This window comes from Microbispora bryophytorum, from assembly GCF_043197435.1.
GTDB lineage: Bacteria > Actinomycetota > Actinomycetes > Streptosporangiales > Streptosporangiaceae > Microbispora > Microbispora bryophytorum.
In genome coordinates this window covers 55,181-71,236 of sequence record NZ_JBICTF010000002.1, presented here as the reverse complement: position 1 = coordinate 71,236, position 16,056 = coordinate 55,181, and the positions used below count along the sequence as shown (strand labels likewise).

The window sequence follows — 16,056 nt, the reverse complement described above, 5'->3', positions numbered from 1 at the left end:
TGCTTTGCTCCTGCGTCTAACGCCCCTGTGACGGACGAGAGCAAGGACATGCCCATGACACGGACGACGCCAGTCGCGCGGAAGGCCGCCACGGTCACCGTCTTCCTCCTGGCGGGGGCCGTATCCACGACGACCCCCGCCACCGCCGCGCCCGCCACCCCCGCCACCGTGCCCGCCGCGCTGCGCGCGCTGGAGACGTCGTTCAAGGGCCGCATCGGCGCGTACGCGATCGACACGGCGACCGGGAAGACGGTCGGCTACCGGGCGGGCGAGCGGTTCGCGCTGCTGTCCACCTTCAAGGCGGTGGCCGCGGGCGCGGTGCTGGCCAAGACGACCGACCGGGAGCTGACGCGGAAGGTCGTCCACTGGACGGCCGGCGAGGTGAAGCCGAACTCGCCGGAGACGAGCAAGCACGTCAAGGACGGCATGACCCTCGCCGAGCTGTGCCGGGCGGCGATCATCTACAGCGACAACACCGCGGGCAACATGCTGCTGAAGCGGATCGGCGGGCCGCGGGGCCTCACCCGATACTTCCGCACGCTCAAGGACCCGCTGTCCCGGCTGGACCGCTGGGAGACCGAGCTCAACGACTGGTCGCCCAAGGAGAAGCGCGACACCACCACGCCCGCGTCCGTGGCCCGCGACCTGAGGGCGCTCACGACCGGCGGCGCGCTCGGCGCGAAGGACCGATCCCGGCTGATCGGCTGGCTGCGCGGCAACACGACCGGGGACGCGCGCATCCGCGCCGGGCTGCCGAAGACGTGGATCGTCGGGGACAAGACCGGCACCGGCGGCGCGTACGGCGCCGCCAACGACATCGCCGTCGTCTGGCCGGCCAAGGGCGCCGCCCCGATCATCATGGCGATCTCCACCAACCGCCGGGCGGCCGCCGGTGCCACCGACGACAAAGTGATCGCCAAGACGGCCACCGTGCTCGCGCGCGGCCTCGGCCGGCTGCCATAAGTGAACACCGTTATGGGGCCAATCGCGTTTTACAGCCCCATAACCTTGTCTATAGCCATTCGGGGGAGGTTCGTGTGAACGCCACGGGGAAGGTGCTGCGCCTGGTCGCCATGGGAGCGGCGGCGGGCGTGCTGGTCGCGGGGATCGCGCTGCCGGCGATCGGAGGCGCGGGCGTGGGGCTGGTGTCGGCCGTCGAGGACGTGGGCCTTGAGCCCCGCGACCTCGCCGAGCCCCCGCTCGCGCAGGTTTCGGTCGTCCAGGACGTCAAGGGTCACGAGATCGCGCGGTTCTACGAGCAGTATCGCGAGGTCGTCCCGCTCGACCACATCGCCGACATCATGAGGACGGCCATCATCTCGATCGAGGACTATCGGTTCTACGAGCACGGTCCGATCGACATCGAGGGCACTGTCCGCGCCCTGGCCACGAACCTGAAGTCGGGCGGGGTGGCCCAGGGCGGCTCCTCCATCACCCAGCAGTACGTGAAGCAGGTGCTGCTCAACGCCGCCCAGACCGAGCAGGAGAAGAACGAGGCCCTGGCGCCCAGCTACGCCCGCAAGCTCAACGAGCTGCGCTACGCGATGGGCGTGGAGGAGAAGTACTCCAAGGACGAGATCCTGGAGAAGTACCTCAACATCGCCTACTTCGGCGCGGGCGCGTACGGCGTCGAGGCGGCGGCCAAGCGGTTCTTCGGGGTCAGCGCGAGCGAGCTGACGCTGTCGCAGGCGGCGACGCTGGCGGGCGCGGTGCAGGACCCCAACGCCACCGACCCCAACCTGGGCAAGACCAGCCGCGACCGGCTGCTGAAGCGGCGCAACGTCGTGCTCGACCGGATGGCGGAGCTGAACAAGATCACCAAGGATCAGGCGGCCGAGGCGAAGAAGGCCAGGCTGGGCTACAAGGGGACCCCGCTGCCCGGCGGCTGCGAGTCGAGCAAGTATCCGTACTTCTGCGTCTACGTGCGCAACGAGATCCTCAGGAACCCCGACTTCGGCAAGACGGCCAAGCAGCGCCTGGCGTTCCTCAACCGGGGCGGCCTGACCATCAAGACCACGATCGACCCCACGATGCAGGCCGCCGCCGACAAGGCGATCAGGAAGTGGGTCCACCCCACCGACAACCCCGTGGCCGCCGAGGCGCTGGTCCAGCCCGGCACCGGGGCGATCAAGGCGATGGCCGCGAGCCGTCCGTACGGGACGCACAAGACCAAGAATCAGATGTCCTACAACCTCGTGGCCGACGCCGCGCACGGCGGCGGCATCGGCTTCCAGGCCGGCTCGACCTTCAAGACCTTCACCCTGCTCACCGCGCTCAAGCAGGGCATGAAGATCAACGACGGGTTCAGCGCGGGCGCCGGCTACACCGCGCCGGCCTACTCGACGTTCAAGAACTGCGCGGGCCAGTCCATCGGCGACCCGGGCCACACCGTCACCAACGACGAGGGGTCGCCCGGCTGGCTGACCCTGCAGACCGGCACCTGGCACTCGGTCAACACCTTCTTCATGGAGCTCGAACGGCGCGTCGGGCTCTGCAACGTCGTCAAGACGGCCAAGTCGCTGGGCATCCACCGCGCCGACGGCAATCCGCTCCAGGAGTTCGAGACGTTCACGCTCGGCATCAACGAGATGGACCCGGTGACCGTCGCCAACGCCTACGCCGCGATCGGCGCACGCGGCAAGTACTGCGCGCCGATGGCGATCACGCAGATCACCGACAGCACCGGCAAGACCACCGGCTACAGGCCCAAGTGCCGCCAGGCCGTCGACCCCGAGGTGGCGGACGCGGCGGCGCATGTGCTGTCGGGCGTCCTGACCAAGGGCACGATGGCGGCGGTCGGCGGCATCGGGCGTGACGCGGCGGGCAAGACCGGGACCAACGACAACTCCTCCTCCGCCTGGTTCGCCGGGTTCACCCCCGACCTCGCCGGCGCGGTCAGTGTCGGCGACCCCCGCGGCGCCCAGAAGTACAAGCTGAACGGCGTCACGATCGGCGGCCGCTACTACGGCTCGGTGTTCGGCGCCAGCGTTCCCGGGCCGATCTGGAAGGACACCATGATGGGCGCGCTGCGCAACGTGCCGCCGACCGACTTCACGCCGGTCGACAGCGCGCGGTTCGGCGGCTGCGGCGACAGTTGCCGGAGCCTCGTGTCCGTGACGCCTCCGACCGGGGACGACGGCGGTCCGATGCCGGGGGACAACACGCCGGTGACGATCCTGCCCAACTAGCCCTCGAGTGCGTCGGCCGTGTCGAGGACGCGGAACACCCTGGTCAGGTTCGTCCAGCGGAGGATCCGCAGCACCTGGCCGGCCGGCGCGATGAGGGCGAGGTCGCCGTTCCTGCCGCGCAGATTGTGCACCAGGCGCACGAGCAGCCCCACGCCCGTGGTGTCGATGAACCGCACCTCGCTGAGGTCGATCGCCAGCCACGGGCCGTGGGCCTCGATCTGGCTGAGCAGCGGCTCGCGCAGATGCCGCACCGCGTGGAGATCCAGCTCTCCGCGCAGCCCCAGCACCCACCAGCGGGTGGGGGAAGGGGGTTGTGCCGTCCACGTCTCCACGGTGGTTCCCTTCGCTCTCCTTGGCGCCGGGGACCACCGGGGGAGCGGGACGAGGTCCGGGGCGACCGACGAAGCGCTTCGACCGACACGCCGATGAACGTACGAGCTGAGCCGTACTCAGAGTAACAATCCCCCTCCGGTGCGTCGATCGAGTGGGGTAAAGCTTCTCTGGCTAATAAAAAGACGGGTGGCTATTGTCCCGATCCATGGGGGTTAAGCGTCGGCTGCTGATCGGAGCGATCGTCGCGCTGGCCGGGGTGGGATCGGCGCCGCTCGACGAGGAGCTGTCCCGGGCCGCCGCCGTCGCGTACGCCGCCCAGGGCTCCCTTCCGTACTCCTGGGGCGGGGGGCACGCGGCGCGGCCGGGGCCGTCGAAGGGGACTTGCCGGGGGTACAGCGGCTCGGTCACGCCCTGCCCGGCGAACCGGACGCGTGGCTTCGACTGCTCCGGGTTCACTCGCTGGGTGTACGACCTGGCGTTCGGCGGCGACGTGCTCGGTCCCGGCAACACCGACGACCACCTCGGCAGGCTGCGCCGGGTCGGCGTGCCGCAACCCGGCGACCTGGTCTTCTACGGCAGGCCCGGCAGAACCCACCACGTCGGGGTGTACGTCGGCGGAGGAAAGATGATCGACGCGTTCGCCACCGGGACACGGATCCGCATGGACGACGTGAGTGTTCTGCATGACCTGCTCGGTTACTACCACTACCGGGCCTGATCCTTATGCTTGCCCCCGTCATGGTGAAAGTGCGGGTTCTCGGACGAATCGCGGCGGAGGTCGGCGGGCGCCCCGCGGACCTCGGGACCTCGCTCCAGCGCGCCGTTCTGGCCCGGCTGGTCTGCGCACAGGGACACGTGGTGTCGACCGACCGGTTCGTCGACGACCTGTGGAGGGGCCAGCCTCCGCCGCGCGCGCTGGGCGCGCTCCAGGTCTACGTCTCCAACCTGCGGCGGGCACTGGAGCCGGGCCGCGCCCCCCGCGCCGCCGCCCGCGTGCTGGTCAGCGCTCCCCCTGGCTATCGGCTGGCGCTGGAGCCCGGCGACGTGGACGCCTGGCGCCTCCCCCGGCTGGTCGAGTCGGCCGCCGGCCTGCTCACCGAGGGGCGGCACGCGCAGGCGCTCGAGGTCGTGGACGAGGCGCTGGCGCTGTGGACCGGCCCCGCGTACGCGGAGTTCGGCGAGGAGGAGTGGGCCCTCCCCGAAGCGGTCCACCTGGACGAGCTCCGGGCGGTCGCGGTGGAGCATCGCGCGGAGGCCGGGCTCGCACTCGGCCGCCACGCCGAGGTCGTCCCCGAGCTGGAGCGTCACCTCACCGCCCATCCTCTGCGCGAGAACGCCGTACGGCTGCTCGCGCTCGCCTACTACCGGTCGGGGCGGCAGGGGGAGGCGCTGGCGGTCCTGCGCAGGACGCGCGGCCTGCTCGCCGAGCAGCTCGGCGTCGATCCCGGGCCCGCCCTGCGCGCGCTGGAGGCGGACATCCTCGCGCAGGCCGAGTCGCTCGACGCGACCCCCGTGGTCCGGGCGGCTACTGAGCGCGTGGTCCCCGCCCCGCCGGCCACACTGTCGCCCGTCCAGGAGCCCGTGCGCATGGTCGGCCGTACGGCCGAGCTGTCCCGGCTGGCCGCCGCGGCGCAGCGGGCCCGGGACGGTTTCCGCATCGCCTGGCTCGGCGGTGAGGCGGGCTCGGGCAAGAGCACCCTGGCCGACGCGCTCGTGCGACGCCTGGCGGCCGACGGCTGGCAGACCGTGGTCGGGCGCTGCCCCGAGACGACCGGCGGCGTGCCGCCCGCGTGGGCGTGGAGCGAGGTGCTGCGAGAGCTGTCGTCGACCTGCCCGCCCGAACCCGGGACCGCGGCCCGGCTGGCGCCCCTGCTGACCGACGACGCCGCGCCCGTGGGCCAGTTCTGGCTGGCGCGGGCGGCCGGCGACTACCTGGAGGGCGTGCCGGGACCGCTGCTGATCGTGCTGGAGGACGTGCACCGGGCCGACGAGGAGACCCTCCAGCTCCTGCGCCACCTGGCCGGCCGCCTGGCGCGGACGCCGGTCCTCGTCCTGCTGACGCACCGGCCGGCCGAGGCCGCCGACGACCTCACGGCCACCGCGGCGGCGCTCGCCGTGCAGGCGGTGGAGAACTTCACCCTGGGCGGCCTCGGCGAACGCGAGGTGGCTCGGCTGCTCGCCGAACGTTCCGGAGCGGAGGTCGACGAGGCCACGGTGCGCACGGTCACCGAGCGCAGCGGCGGCAACCCGCTGTTCGTGACCGAGACGGCCCGGCTGCTCGCGGTGGACGGCCCGTCGGCGGCCCACGCGCTGCCGCCCGGCGTGCGCGACCTCATCCGCAGGCGTCTCGCCCGGCTGCCCGCGCCGGCCCGGACGACGCTGCGCAACGCCGCGGTCGTCGGCCGGGAGGCCGACGCCGACGTGCTGATCGCCATGCCGGGGGCCGACGAGGAGACCGTGCTCGACGGCCTGGAGGCGGGTGTGCTGTCCGGCCTGCTGGAGGAGCCGCGCCCCGGCCGCGTCCGGTTCGCCCACGTGCTCGTCCGCGAGACGCTGTATGAGGACATCCCGCGGCTGCGCCGTACGCGGATGCACGGCAAGGTGCTGGCGGCGCTGGAGGTGATCCGCCCGGGTGACGTGGGGGCGCTCGGGCACCACGCGCTCGCCGCCGCGACCACCGCGACCGCCCTCACGGCGGCCGAGTACGCGGCGCGGGCCGCCGGGCAGGCGACCGCGTTGTACGCGCACAAGGAGGCGGCGGCGCTGCTGGAGGGCGCGCTGGGCGCGCTCGACCTGGTGAGCGGAGAGGCCGGCGCCGCGCCCCGGGACGTCCGGCTCGACCTCCTGTGCCGCCTGGTGTCCGCGCAGTCGCACGCGGGCGACGTGATCACGGCGGTGCGCAACCGGACGAAGGCGCTCGCGGTGGCCCGCCAGACGGGCGATCGCGGCGCGGTGGCGCGGGCGGTGTCCTCGCTCGACGCCCCGGTCATCTGGACCATCCAGCCCGACCGCGCGTTCGACGCCGACCTCATCGGGGCGATCGAGGAGTCGCTGCCCGCGGAGGCGGGGGAGCTGCGCTGCCGGATGCTCGTCGCCCTCTGCCACGCGCTCGAAGGACACGACGCGGAGCGCATCGAGGCGGCGAGTGCGGAGGCGCTGGCGATCGCGGACGCCCTCGGCGACCTCCACCTGCGGTGCATGGCGCTCAACGCCCGCTACTGGGTCTGCCTGACGCCGGACAGGCGGGACGACCTGGAGACGCTCGGGCATGATCTGCTGGCCGCCTCGGCCGCCGCCGGGCTCCTCGGCTACCAGACGCTCGGCCACTTCTCGCTGCTCATGGTCGCGCTCAGCCGCAACGACTGGGCCACGGCCCGCCGGCACGCCGACAAGGCCATGGAGCTGTCGACGAGCGGCCAGCTCGGCCTGGCCCTCGGCATCCTCGCCTTCCTCGACGCCGTGCACCTGCTGGTCAGGGGCGAGTTCGAGCGGGCCGAGAGCGTCTACACGCAGCTCGGAGAGCGGCTGGCCAGCACCGGCGACGCCAACGGCGCGATGGTGGGGACGGTGGGCCGTTTCGTGGTCAAGCTGGCCGCGGGGCGGGTCCACGAGTCGGTGGAGGAGCTCGCCGCCCTGTGGGATCGCCTGCCGCAGGACGTCGCAGAGCTGTACACGCGGGCGCTGGCCGGGGCCGGCCGCCTGGAGGAGGCCCGCGTGGCGTGGGCCTCCGCGCGCGTCCCCCGCCGCGACTACTACTGGCTCGTGTTCATGTCCCTGCGCGCGGACAACGCGATCGCGTTCGGTCACCGGGCGGCGGCCGAGGAGTGCTACCGCCTGCTGCTGTCGTCCGACGGCGAGCTGGCCGGCCTGCACTCGGGCTCGGTCACGCTCGGGCCGGTCGCGCACACGCTCGGCGACCTGGCGGCGTTCCTGGGCCGGCCCGGCGACGCCGAGGCCCACTACCTGCGGGCCGCCGAGGTCGCCCGGCAGGTCGGCTCCCCCCACTGGGAGGAGGCCGCCCGCCGCGAAGCCGACAACGCAGCGCTCACGCGGCGCCGAAGATGAGCCGCTCGCGGCGGAGGTGGGCGCGGCGCATCAGCGCCAGCATGACGACCAAGACGGGCCCGGCCAGCTTGCGCAGCTGCGCAAGCTCCTCCGGCCGCGCGTGCTGCTCGATCCTGGGCAGCTCGAAGCGCACGTCGCCGCCCTTGCGGACGTGCTGCTCCATCTCCTCCCAGTCCTTGCCGGAGACGTGCCGCATGATGATCGGGAAGATCGTGCGCTCCTCCTCCTCGATGTGCTCGTCGAGCAGGTCGGCCAGCCGGCGCAGCGGCTTGGCCAGCTCGGCCGGGTCGCCCGCGACCGCCCGGATCTCATCGAGCAGCGGGTCGAGCTCGGAGTGGTCCTCGCTCAGCTCGCTCAGGTCGAGCTCGGCGCCCGCCGAGCGGACGAGCAGCGGCCACAGGTGGTCGTCCTCCGCCTTGTGGTGGTGGTGGATGCCGCGGCACAGCTTGGTCGCGTACTCGCGGATGGCGGCGGCGCGCTCCGGGCCGCACGGCTGCCGGCCCGCGGCGATCTCGGCGGTGACGTCGGCGAGGCGCCGGGAGTCGGTGCGCATCGCCCGGTGCGCGATGCGGAAGCCCAGCAGGTTGGGGGTGTCGGACATCGGAGGACCCTTCGTGAACGTGGGAACGGCGGTGCGTCACGCTCACTGTGCGGCCCGGCACTTGGGGTCGATTAAGACCCTACTTAAGGCGATTCCCCTGGGACGGGAGATAGACATGGGGAAAAGGCGTTAGCTTGTTCCCCTATGGACAGTCGATGGGTGGGACCGGACGGATACGAGATCGTCCCCGCGTACCGCCACGACCGCCAGGTGCTGCGGGTGCGGCGCAACGGTCGGGTGGTCGCCGACTGTCTCTCGGTCGAGGAGGTCGCCCGTTATGTCGATCTCGCCGACCTCTGCGAGGTGATCCCGCTGCCCGTCAGGGCCGGCGACGCCCGTACGGCCGTCAATTAGCCTGGTCGTCCGCCTGGTCACAGGCGTAACAGCGGCGGGCCCTGGGCACTCAGAGTGCCGAGGGGGAATCGATGCGCCTGCCTGTCACCGTCACCGTGTTCTGCGTCACCGTGCTCTGCGCCGCCGTCGGCGGTTGCGGGCCGGCGCCCACCGGCCCCGCGGCCGAGACGCCGGTGTACGTGCTCAACCTCCAGAACTCCGAGCGGGGCAGGGCCGAGCAGCGTCCGGCGAACCTCGTGCTCTCGGAGTTCAGCACGATGAGCGGGGTCACCTGGCGGACCTGGGGGCCGACCCGGGCGACCGGCGCGGGCAGGCTCAGCGGCACCTGGTGCCTGCCCGAGTGCGCCGACGCGCCGTACGCCGCCACGGTGACGCTGAGCAGCGTGATCCCGGTCAAGGGCAAGGGGTACTTCAGCCGGTACGCGATCACGGCCGACATGCCTGTCCTGCACCGCCCTGAGGCCGATCTGTCCGGGGTGCTGCCGACCCCCTGAGCCGTGCTCCGAACCGCGCGCCGGAGGGCTATTCGAATTCGCGCGCGCCGCCGTGGCCGTGTATGGTTACACCTGTCCGCAGCGCGAGAGCGGCTGGCGGACCCGCCCCTATAGCTCAGTCGGCAGAGCGTCTCCATGGTAAGGAGAAGGTCAACGGTTCGATTCCGTTTGGGGGCTCTAGCCGGAAAGTCCTATCCAGGCAGCGTTTCTGACTGAGCGCTGCGGGGTGGGGCTTTCGGCTTGGTGGGGATGTCTCATTCTCGCCGGAAGACCGATCTCGATCACGGCTGATCCCGATGCGTGAATAGCCGTACAGGTCGGGTATCCTTGCGTGGCCGGATGCGTCCGGCCCAGGCGGAGTAGCTCAGTCAGGCAGAGCAAGCGGCTCATAATCGCTGTGTCGCCGGTTCAAGTCCGGCCTCCGCTACTACCCTGCCGGGTCACCTGAACAAGGGGACCCCGGCGTGGGTTGTCCAGTAGTCCCGAACGCAGAAAGGCACTCCCACGTGGCTGCCGCAGACGTTAGGCCGAAGATCACGCTGGCCTGCCAGGAGTGCAAGCACCGCAACTACATCACGCGGAAGAACCGGCGCAACGACCCGGATCGGCTTGAGCTGAAGAAGTACTGCCCCAACTGCAAGACGCACCGGGCGCACCGCGAGACCCGCTAGATCACGGCGCGGACCGCACGCACTTCCGACACCGGCGTTCCCCGCGGGGGCGCCGGTTTGTCGTGTCCGGCCGGTGGCCCGACGATTCGGGCCGGTGTTCGCCGGCACGGGTCTGTTACGGTACGGCCTATCCCGCTCATTACGAAGGAGCCCGGCCCGATGCCTTTGAACCGCGATTTCGTCGGGCGGACGTATGAGTCGCCCGCGCCCTACGAGGTCAGCCGCGTGAAGATCGGCGAGTTCGCCACCGCGATCGGCGACGCCAACCCGATCTACCACGACAGGCGGGCCGCCGTGGCGGCCGGGCATCCGGACGTCGTCGCGCCGCCCACGTTCCCCATCGTGTTCAGCCTCTTCGGGACCGGCGACGCGCTCGCCGACCCGGACCTCGGGCTCAACTTCGCGATGGTCGTGCACGGCGAGCAGAGGTTCGAGTACGAGCGGCCCATCCACGCGGGCGACGAGCTGGTGTGGACCTCGACCGTCGAGGAGATCCGCAGCGTGGGCCGCAACGAGTTCCTGACCCTGCGCAGCGACGTCTCGACCACCTCGGGTGAGCCGGTCTGCCGCACGTACAACATCATCGTGGAGCGCGGAGGGGCGGCCTGATCATGGCGGCGACGGTCAAGTACGACGAGGTGGAGACCGGCCAGAAGATCCCGGCCGTCGAATACCGGGTGCGCCGGGTGGACCTGGTGAGGTACGCCGGGGCCTCGGGCGACTTCAACCCGATCCACTGGAACGAGCGGCACGCGAAGGCGGTCGGCCTGCCCGACGTCATCGCGCATGGCATGTACACGATGGCGCAGGGCAGCCGGTTCGTGACCGACTGGGCGGGCGACCCGGGCGCGGTCGTGGAGTACGGCGTCCGGTTCTCCTCCATGGTCGTGGTGCCGGACGACGACAACGGCGCGACGATCACGATCAGCGGGGTCGTCGAGGACAAGCGTGAGGACAAGCGCGTCGTCGTGACGCTGACCGCGAGGTCCGGCGACTCCCGCGTTCTGTCCAAGGCCCGCGCCGTGGTCCAGCTCTCCTGACTGGCCTCTCCTGGCTGGGCCCGATTGGCCGCGGCGGTGCTGGGTAGCGGTCGGATCGTGAGCGAGCGAGACAGCGAAGCGAAGAACGAGCCGGTCACGACGCAGCGGGAGAGCGGCGACGTCGCCGGTGTCGCCGCGCAGACCCAGGACCCGGGCAAGGCCGGCGACGCCCAGGGCGGCGCGATGCCGCGTCCGCGGGCGCGGAACGCCAGGGAGGCCTCCGCAGCCGCGGGCCCGGAAGAGATCACCGAGGTCAAGCGGGACGTCGCTCCCGGCGGGACGATCGAGACCGCGCTGACCCCCTCGGGCGAGCCGTCGGTGGTCGCCTCCCAGCTCCTGTGGGACGGCAGCTCGGCCACGTCGAGGGTCGACGAGTCGATCGCCCGGGCGGAGCGCGAGGACCGCGGATAGCTATCCTGTTCGTCGGGATGTTCCGGGTGCGAGGAGACCGATGGCTGACCGGTTGGCAGGGGTGCCGCTCGCCCCGTACACCACGCTGCGGACAGGCGGACCGGCCCGGGCGTTCACGCAGGCGCGGACGCAGGGCGAGCTAATCGCGATCGTGGCCGAGGCCGACCGTGAGCGCGAGCCCGTGCTGGTGCTCGGCGGCGGCAGCAACCTCGTGGTGTCCGACGACGGGTTCGACGGGCTCGTGGTGCGCGTCGCCACCCGGGGCGTGGAGGCGACATCCGAGGACGGGCGCCTGCGGGTCACCGTGCAGGCGGGGGAGGACTGGGACGCCCTGGTCGCCCGCTGCGTGGCCGAGGGCTGGTCGGGGGTCGAGTGCCTGTCGGGCATACCCGGGCTGGTGGGCTCCACCCCGATCCAGAACGTCGGCGCGTACGGGCAGGACGTCTCGCAGACCGTCGCCGCCGTCCGCGTGTACGACCGCAGGACCGGCGAGGTGGGGGACCTCGCGGCGGCCGAGTGCGGCTTCGCCTACCGGCACAGCGCGTTCAAGCACGACCCCGGCCGGCACATGGTGCTGGCCGTCACCTACGCCCTGGAGCGCTCGCCGCTGTCGGGGCCCGTGGCCTACAAGGAGCTGGCCGCGCGGCTCGGCGTGGAGATCGGCGCGCGGGTGCCGCTGGCCGACGCGCGGGAGGCGGTGCTGGAGCTGCGGCGGGGCAAGGGCATGGTGCTCGACCCCGACGACCCGGACGCGCGCAGCGCCGGGTCGTTCTTCACCAACCCCGTGCTCGGCCCGGAGGAGGCGGCGGCCCTGGCCCTGCGGGCCCCCGGCCATCCGCGCTGGGACATGCCCGACGGCACGGTCAAGATCCCGGCGGCGTGGCTGATCGAGAACGCCGGGTTCCCCAAGGGCTACGAGAGGGGCCGGGCCCGCATCTCGACCAAGCACACGCTGGCCCTCACCAACCCCACCGGCGAGGCGGGCGCGGCCGAGCTTCTGGCGCTGGCCCGCGAGGTGCGCGACGGCGTGCACGAGAAGTTCGGGGTGTGGCTCGTCAACGAGCCCGTGCTGGTGGGACTGAGTCTTTAGCTGTCTTCAGCTCGGTTAAACTTGGGCCGAAACCGAAGGGGAGTAGTCCGAAATCCACTGATCGACACACTGGCGGTTCGTCCGCCCGGTCGTGGAGCCCTCGTGGCGGACGAGACCTTCGGCCCGACAGCCATGATCACATGCTGCCGGGCCGAAGTCGTGCCCGAACTCCCCGGGTGTCGTACGGCGGCCCGGTCGCATCTCCCCTGTAGGAAGGCGACCCCGTGCAAGCCCTCTGGATCTCCCTCGTCGTCATCTTCGTCGCCGAGTTGGGCGACAAGAGCCAGCTCATGGCTCTGACCTTCGCGACCCGTTTCAAGACCGGGCCGGTGCTGGCCGGCATCACCGTCGCGACCGCGCTCGTCCACCTCGTCAGCGTCGGCCTCGGCAGGCTCGTCGGCGACGCCCTCCCCACCACCGCCATCTCGATCGTCGCGGGCCTCGCGTTCCTCGCCTTCGCGGCGTGGACGCTGCGCGGCGACGAGCTCACCGAGGAGGAGAAGGGCAAGGCGGCCCGGACCACCCGCAACGCGTTCATCGCCGTCGCCGTGGCGTTCTTCCTCAGCGAGCTGGGCGACAAGACCATGCTCGCCACCATCACGCTGGCCACCCAGCACGGCTGGTTCGGCACGTGGGTCGGCTCGACCGTAGGCATGGTCGCCGCCGACGCGCTGGCCATTGTGGTCGGCCGGTTCCTCGGCACGCGCCTGCCCGACAAGTGGATCAAGTATGGCGCGGCCGCCGCGTTCGCCGTCTTCGGCGTGCTGCTGCTGGTCGAGCCCCTGTTCGCCTGACTCTCGTCCGCGTTGTCGTCTCGGCTGGATCAGTCGAGGAGGGACAGGCGGTGGGCCGCGGCGGCCGCCTCGCCCCGGGTCGACACGCCCAGCTTGGGCAGGATGTTCGACACGTGCACGCTGACGGTCTTGGCCGAGATGAACAGCTCGGCCGCGATGTCCCGGTTGCTGCGTCCGGCCGCCACCAGGCGCAGCACCTCCAGCTCGCGGGGGGTCAGGTCGGCCTGCCGTGCGGGCGCGGACGGCGTGGCCTCGGACAGAGGAGCGCCGAGGCGGCGGGCCAGCGTCTCGATCTGGGCGACCAGGGGGGTGGCGTGCAGCGCGACCGCGAGCGGGCAGGCCTCGCGCAGGCGTGCCGAGGCCCCCTCGCGGTCGCCGCTCGCGGCGGCCGCCATGGCGCCGTGCAGCAGTGCCTTGGCCCGTACGTGCGGACGGCCCAGCCGCTGCCACGCCTCGGCCGCCGCGTCGAACTCGCCCCGGTAGACCAGCCCGAACGCCTCGTTCACCGGCCCGTCGCCCAGGTTGACGGCCAGCCGGTCGCCCAGCTCCCGCATGTGGGCCACCCGGTCGGGGGCGATCGGAGCCGCCGCGTCGCAGACGTACCTGACCGAGGCGAGCAGCCGCCCGGCGAGCATGGCCTTGCGGGCCAGCGGCGGGTCGTCCAGCGCCGCCTCCAGCACGTCGAGGGCCGTCAGCGGCTCGCCGCGCAGCAGGTGCCACGCGAGGCGCAGGCGGGCGTTGTTCGTCCACTCCTGCGTCTGCTCGTCCCGGTGCGGGGAGAAGGCGCCGACCTCGGTGAGGATGTCCTGCGCCAGGTCCTCCTCGCCACGCGCGATCGCGATGTCCGCGCGGACCCGCAACATGTGCCACCGGTTGCGCAGGGTCGGTCCCATCGCCAGGGACCGTTCGATGATCTCGACGGCCTCGTCCCACCGGCCGAGCGACTCCAGCGCCTCCGCCCGGTTGTTGGCGATGAAGGTGCCCTGGTGGCGGAACCTGCCGTACCGCCGGGCGAGCTTCTCCCCCTCCAGCGCGAGCGCCACGGCCTCCTCCGAGCGGCCGAGGTTGTCGAGAGCGTCGACGTTGTTCGCCAGGGCGCGCAGGATGATGCGGGGCGAGTTCAGGCGGGTGCCCATCGCCAGCGCCTGATCGTTGAGCGCGAACGTGGTCTCCAGGTCGCCGTTGATGGAGCGCCCGAGCGCGAGGTTGATCAGGAGGTCGGCCTCCTGCACCTCGTCGCCCATCTCGCGGGCGATGCGCAGCGCCTCCTCGGTGAGCGCGGTCCCCTCGGCGACCCCGTCGGCGCACATCAGCCCCTGGCCGAGCCGGGTCAGCACGAGCGCGCGGACGTCGCCCGGCTGCGGGACCAGCCGCTCGGCGTGCCACAGATACTCCAGACTTCCCGGCTTGCCCTTGTGCGCCTTGACGTTGGACATGCGGACCAGCAGCTCGGCCACCCGCTCGGGGGAGGTCCGCTCGTCCAGCTCGGCCAGCGCGCCGCGCACGTACTTCTGGCTCTGCTCCATCTCGCCGCTGAGGAAGGCCGCCTCCGAGGCGCGCTCCAGCACCGTACAGTGGTCGTGGCCGATGCGCTCGGCGGCGTCGGGGACCTTGTCCCACAGCGTCAGCACGCGTTCGAGCAGCTGGATCTGCTCGGTGTAGGCGAACGACTTGGCCGCCTTACCGGCCGCCTCCCAGGCCGAGATCAGCGCCCACAGGTCGTCGCGGGCGGAATACCAGTGGTGGGCGATCTCGATGGCCGCCCGGCCAGGCGGCACCAGGGCGCGGTCGCGGTCGATCTCCTCGGCGTACCGCGCGTGCATCCGCGCGTGCTCGCCGGGCAGCAGCTCGTCGTGGACCGCCTCGCGGATCAGCGCGTGCCGGAACGCGTACGCCCCGCCTTCGGCCACCTGCAGCACGTTGGCCGCGATGGCCGGCCGCAGCGCGTTCTCCAGGTCCACGTCGGACACGCCGCTGACCGCCGCGAGCAGGTCGTGCCCAACGCGTACGCCGCCGGCGGCGGCGATCCGGAGCACCCGCTGGGTCTCCTCGGGCAGCCGCTCCACCGAGCCGATGATCAGGTCGTGCAGCGAGTCGGGGAACGAGCAGTCGTCGCCGCAGTCGAGCAGCGCCTCCACGAACAGCGGGATGCCGCCGCTGCGGTCGAAGACCCGGTCCACGTTGGCGAACTCGGGGGTCACCCCGAGGATCCCGGCCATCTGCGCGGCGACCTCGCCCTGGGTGAAGCGGGGCAGGTCCACCCGCACCACGCCGTCGACCCGCCCCAGCTCGGCCAGCACCGGCCGCAGGGGATGGGTGCGGTGCAACTCGTCCGAGCGGTACGTCATGACCATCAGGACGGGAGCCGACCTGAGGTTGCGGCTGAGGAAGGCGATGAGGTCCCGGCTGGAGCGGTCGGCCCAGTGGATGTCCTCGATGACGAGCACCACCGGCCGCCGCTCGGCGAGGCGTTCGAGCAGGGCGAGGATCAGCTCGAACAGCCGGGCGCGGGCCGACTCGGTCTCCCCGTCGCCACTCGGCTCGCCGAACTCGGGGAGCAGCCTGGCCAGGTCGCGGGCGGCGCCGTCGGGCAGCAGAGCGGCGATCTCGGGCGCGCCGCACTCCCGGACGAGCTGCCGCAGCACGGCGGTGAACGGCGCGTAGGCCAGGCCCTCGGCGGACAGCTCCACGCAGCCCCCGACGAGCACGTGGGCGCCGTCCTGTGAGGCCTGCTCGGCGAACCGGCCGGCAAGACGGGTCTTGCCCACCCCCGCCTCGCCGCCGACGAGCACCGCCGCGGTGGCCTGCTTGCGGGCCTGGTCGTAGGCCTCGCCCAGGGTTTCCAGCTCCGTGCCCCGCCCGACGAAAACGGGGCTTACCGCCCGGCGTGTCATGTCGCCAAGCATGTCATGACCCTTTGTATTGCTTCGCCTGGTTTTTCGGTCAGACCTGTGTGGCCCGTGGGACTCACGGCGGCTGAAGGGCCCGGCCGGGAGGGAGGCTCCGGCCGGGCCT

General features: G+C 72.0%; 15 protein-coding genes and 2 tRNA genes. 14 read left to right on the top strand and 3 right to left on the bottom strand.

What is annotated here, in order from left to right; translation table 11 throughout:
* Nucleotides 1-54 precede the first annotated feature (54 nt).
* Both bla and ACGFIB_RS05105 read left to right on the top strand, forming a co-directional pair.
* The gene (bla, locus tag ACGFIB_RS05110; protein ID WP_393368556.1) at nucleotides 55-963 is read left to right on the top strand and encodes a class A beta-lactamase; all 909 of its coding nucleotides are present in this window, start codon (nucleotides 55-57) and stop codon (nucleotides 961-963) included.
* Nucleotides 964-1,037: 74 nt separating this feature from the next.
* Entirely contained in the window at nucleotides 1,038-3,188 is a 2,151-nt protein-coding gene (locus tag ACGFIB_RS05105) for a transglycosylase domain-containing protein (RefSeq protein ID WP_393368553.1), read from the top strand.
* Here ACGFIB_RS05105 and ACGFIB_RS05100 read toward each other — a convergent pair.
* Nucleotides 3,185-3,520, bottom strand: coding sequence for an STAS domain-containing protein (locus ACGFIB_RS05100; protein ID WP_357247708.1), 336 nt, complete (start codon nucleotides 3,518-3,520; stop codon nucleotides 3,185-3,187). The genes ACGFIB_RS05105 and ACGFIB_RS05100 overlap by 4 nt on opposite strands.
* Nucleotides 3,521-3,726: 206 nt before the next feature.
* On the opposite strand from ACGFIB_RS05100, the gene ACGFIB_RS05095 reads away from it, so the two are divergent.
* Nucleotides 3,727-4,239, top strand: a complete 513-nt coding sequence (locus tag ACGFIB_RS05095) for a C40 family peptidase (protein WP_393368549.1) — start codon at nucleotides 3,727-3,729, stop codon at nucleotides 4,237-4,239.
* A gap of 20 nt (nucleotides 4,240-4,259) precedes the next feature.
* Entirely contained in the window at nucleotides 4,260-7,586 is a 3,327-nt protein-coding gene (locus ACGFIB_RS05090) for a BTAD domain-containing putative transcriptional regulator (RefSeq protein WP_393368546.1), read from the top strand.
* Here the strand turns inward: ACGFIB_RS05090 and ACGFIB_RS05085 are convergent.
* The gene (locus tag ACGFIB_RS05085; protein ID WP_393368543.1) at nucleotides 7,567-8,187 is read right to left on the bottom strand and encodes a hemerythrin domain-containing protein; all 621 of its coding nucleotides are present in this window, start codon (nucleotides 8,185-8,187) and stop codon (nucleotides 7,567-7,569) included. The genes ACGFIB_RS05090 and ACGFIB_RS05085 overlap by 20 nt on opposite strands.
* Nucleotides 8,188-8,331: 144 nt before the next feature.
* Here ACGFIB_RS05085 and ACGFIB_RS05080 point away from each other — a divergent pair, with 144 nt between their 5' ends.
* From ACGFIB_RS05080 to ACGFIB_RS05035, 10 genes are all read left to right on the top strand, one after another.
* Nucleotides 8,332-8,541 carry a transposase gene (locus ACGFIB_RS05080; protein ID WP_357025243.1) on the top strand — a complete coding sequence of 70 codons (210 nt, stop codon included), beginning with the start codon at nucleotides 8,332-8,334 and terminating at the stop codon, nucleotides 8,539-8,541.
* 71 nt (nucleotides 8,542-8,612) lie between these two features.
* A complete protein-coding gene (locus tag ACGFIB_RS05075) occupies nucleotides 8,613-9,035 on the top strand; it encodes a hypothetical protein (protein ID WP_142567398.1) in 423 nt (140 codons plus the stop codon).
* Nucleotides 9,036-9,139: 104 nt separating this feature from the next.
* A tRNA-Thr gene (locus ACGFIB_RS05070) sits at nucleotides 9,140-9,212 on the top strand.
* Nucleotides 9,213-9,388: 176 nt separating this feature from the next.
* Nucleotides 9,389-9,462: transfer RNA gene (locus ACGFIB_RS05065), tRNA-Met, on the top strand.
* Between the two features lie 79 nt (nucleotides 9,463-9,541).
* Entirely contained in the window at nucleotides 9,542-9,706 is a 165-nt protein-coding gene (gene rpmG, locus ACGFIB_RS05060; RefSeq protein ID WP_030510782.1) for a 50S ribosomal protein L33, read from the top strand.
* Nucleotides 9,707-9,865: 159 nt separating this feature from the next.
* Nucleotides 9,866-10,315: a MaoC family dehydratase N-terminal domain-containing protein gene (locus ACGFIB_RS05055; RefSeq protein WP_142567397.1), complete on the top strand. Its 450-nt coding sequence runs from the start codon at nucleotides 9,866-9,868 to the stop codon at nucleotides 10,313-10,315.
* A gap of 2 nt (nucleotides 10,316-10,317) precedes the next feature.
* The gene (locus ACGFIB_RS05050; protein WP_142567396.1) at nucleotides 10,318-10,746 is read left to right on the top strand and encodes a MaoC family dehydratase; all 429 of its coding nucleotides are present in this window, start codon (nucleotides 10,318-10,320) and stop codon (nucleotides 10,744-10,746) included.
* A 57-nt stretch (nucleotides 10,747-10,803) separates the two neighbouring features.
* Nucleotides 10,804-11,157 carry a hypothetical protein gene (locus tag ACGFIB_RS05045; protein WP_393368539.1) on the top strand — a complete coding sequence of 118 codons (354 nt, stop codon included), beginning with the start codon at nucleotides 10,804-10,806 and terminating at the stop codon, nucleotides 11,155-11,157.
* 40 nt (nucleotides 11,158-11,197) lie between these two features.
* On the top strand, nucleotides 11,198-12,247 hold the full coding sequence (locus ACGFIB_RS05040; protein ID WP_393368536.1) for a UDP-N-acetylmuramate dehydrogenase: 1,050 nt from the start codon (nucleotides 11,198-11,200) through the stop codon (nucleotides 12,245-12,247).
* A gap of 224 nt (nucleotides 12,248-12,471) precedes the next feature.
* Nucleotides 12,472-13,041 carry a TMEM165/GDT1 family protein gene (locus ACGFIB_RS05035; protein ID WP_357247688.1) on the top strand — a complete coding sequence of 190 codons (570 nt, stop codon included), beginning with the start codon at nucleotides 12,472-12,474 and terminating at the stop codon, nucleotides 13,039-13,041.
* Nucleotides 13,042-13,070: 29 nt separating this feature from the next.
* Here the strand turns inward: ACGFIB_RS05035 and ACGFIB_RS05030 are convergent, their stop codons facing one another.
* Nucleotides 13,071-15,935 (bottom strand): ATP-binding protein, encoded by a 2,865-nt coding sequence (locus ACGFIB_RS05030; protein ID WP_393368532.1) that lies wholly within the window; start codon nucleotides 15,933-15,935, stop codon nucleotides 13,071-13,073.
* Nucleotides 15,936-16,056 lie beyond the last annotated feature (121 nt).

Coding starts and splice junctions, on each gene's coding strand:
- bla (WP_393368556.1), top strand. CDS start 55: ATGACACGGACGACGCCAGTCGCGCGGAAGGCCGCCACGGTCACCGTC.
- ACGFIB_RS05095 (WP_393368549.1), top strand. CDS start 3,727: ATGGGGGTTAAGCGTCGGCTGCTGATCGGAGCGATCGTCGCGCTGGCC.
- ACGFIB_RS05090 (WP_393368546.1), top strand. CDS start 4,260: ATGGTGAAAGTGCGGGTTCTCGGACGAATCGCGGCGGAGGTCGGCGGG.
- ACGFIB_RS05085 (WP_393368543.1), bottom strand. CDS start 8,187: ATGTCCGACACCCCCAACCTGCTGGGCTTCCGCATCGCGCACCGGGCG.
- ACGFIB_RS05080 (WP_357025243.1), top strand. CDS start 8,332: ATGGACAGTCGATGGGTGGGACCGGACGGATACGAGATCGTCCCCGCG.
- ACGFIB_RS05075 (WP_142567398.1), top strand. CDS start 8,613: ATGCGCCTGCCTGTCACCGTCACCGTGTTCTGCGTCACCGTGCTCTGC.
- ACGFIB_RS05055 (WP_142567397.1), top strand. CDS start 9,866: ATGCCTTTGAACCGCGATTTCGTCGGGCGGACGTATGAGTCGCCCGCG.
- ACGFIB_RS05050 (WP_142567396.1), top strand. CDS start 10,318: ATGGCGGCGACGGTCAAGTACGACGAGGTGGAGACCGGCCAGAAGATC.
- ACGFIB_RS05040 (WP_393368536.1), top strand. CDS start 11,198: ATGGCTGACCGGTTGGCAGGGGTGCCGCTCGCCCCGTACACCACGCTG.
- ACGFIB_RS05030 (WP_393368532.1), bottom strand. CDS start 15,935: ATGACACGCCGGGCGGTAAGCCCCGTTTTCGTCGGGCGGGGCACGGAG.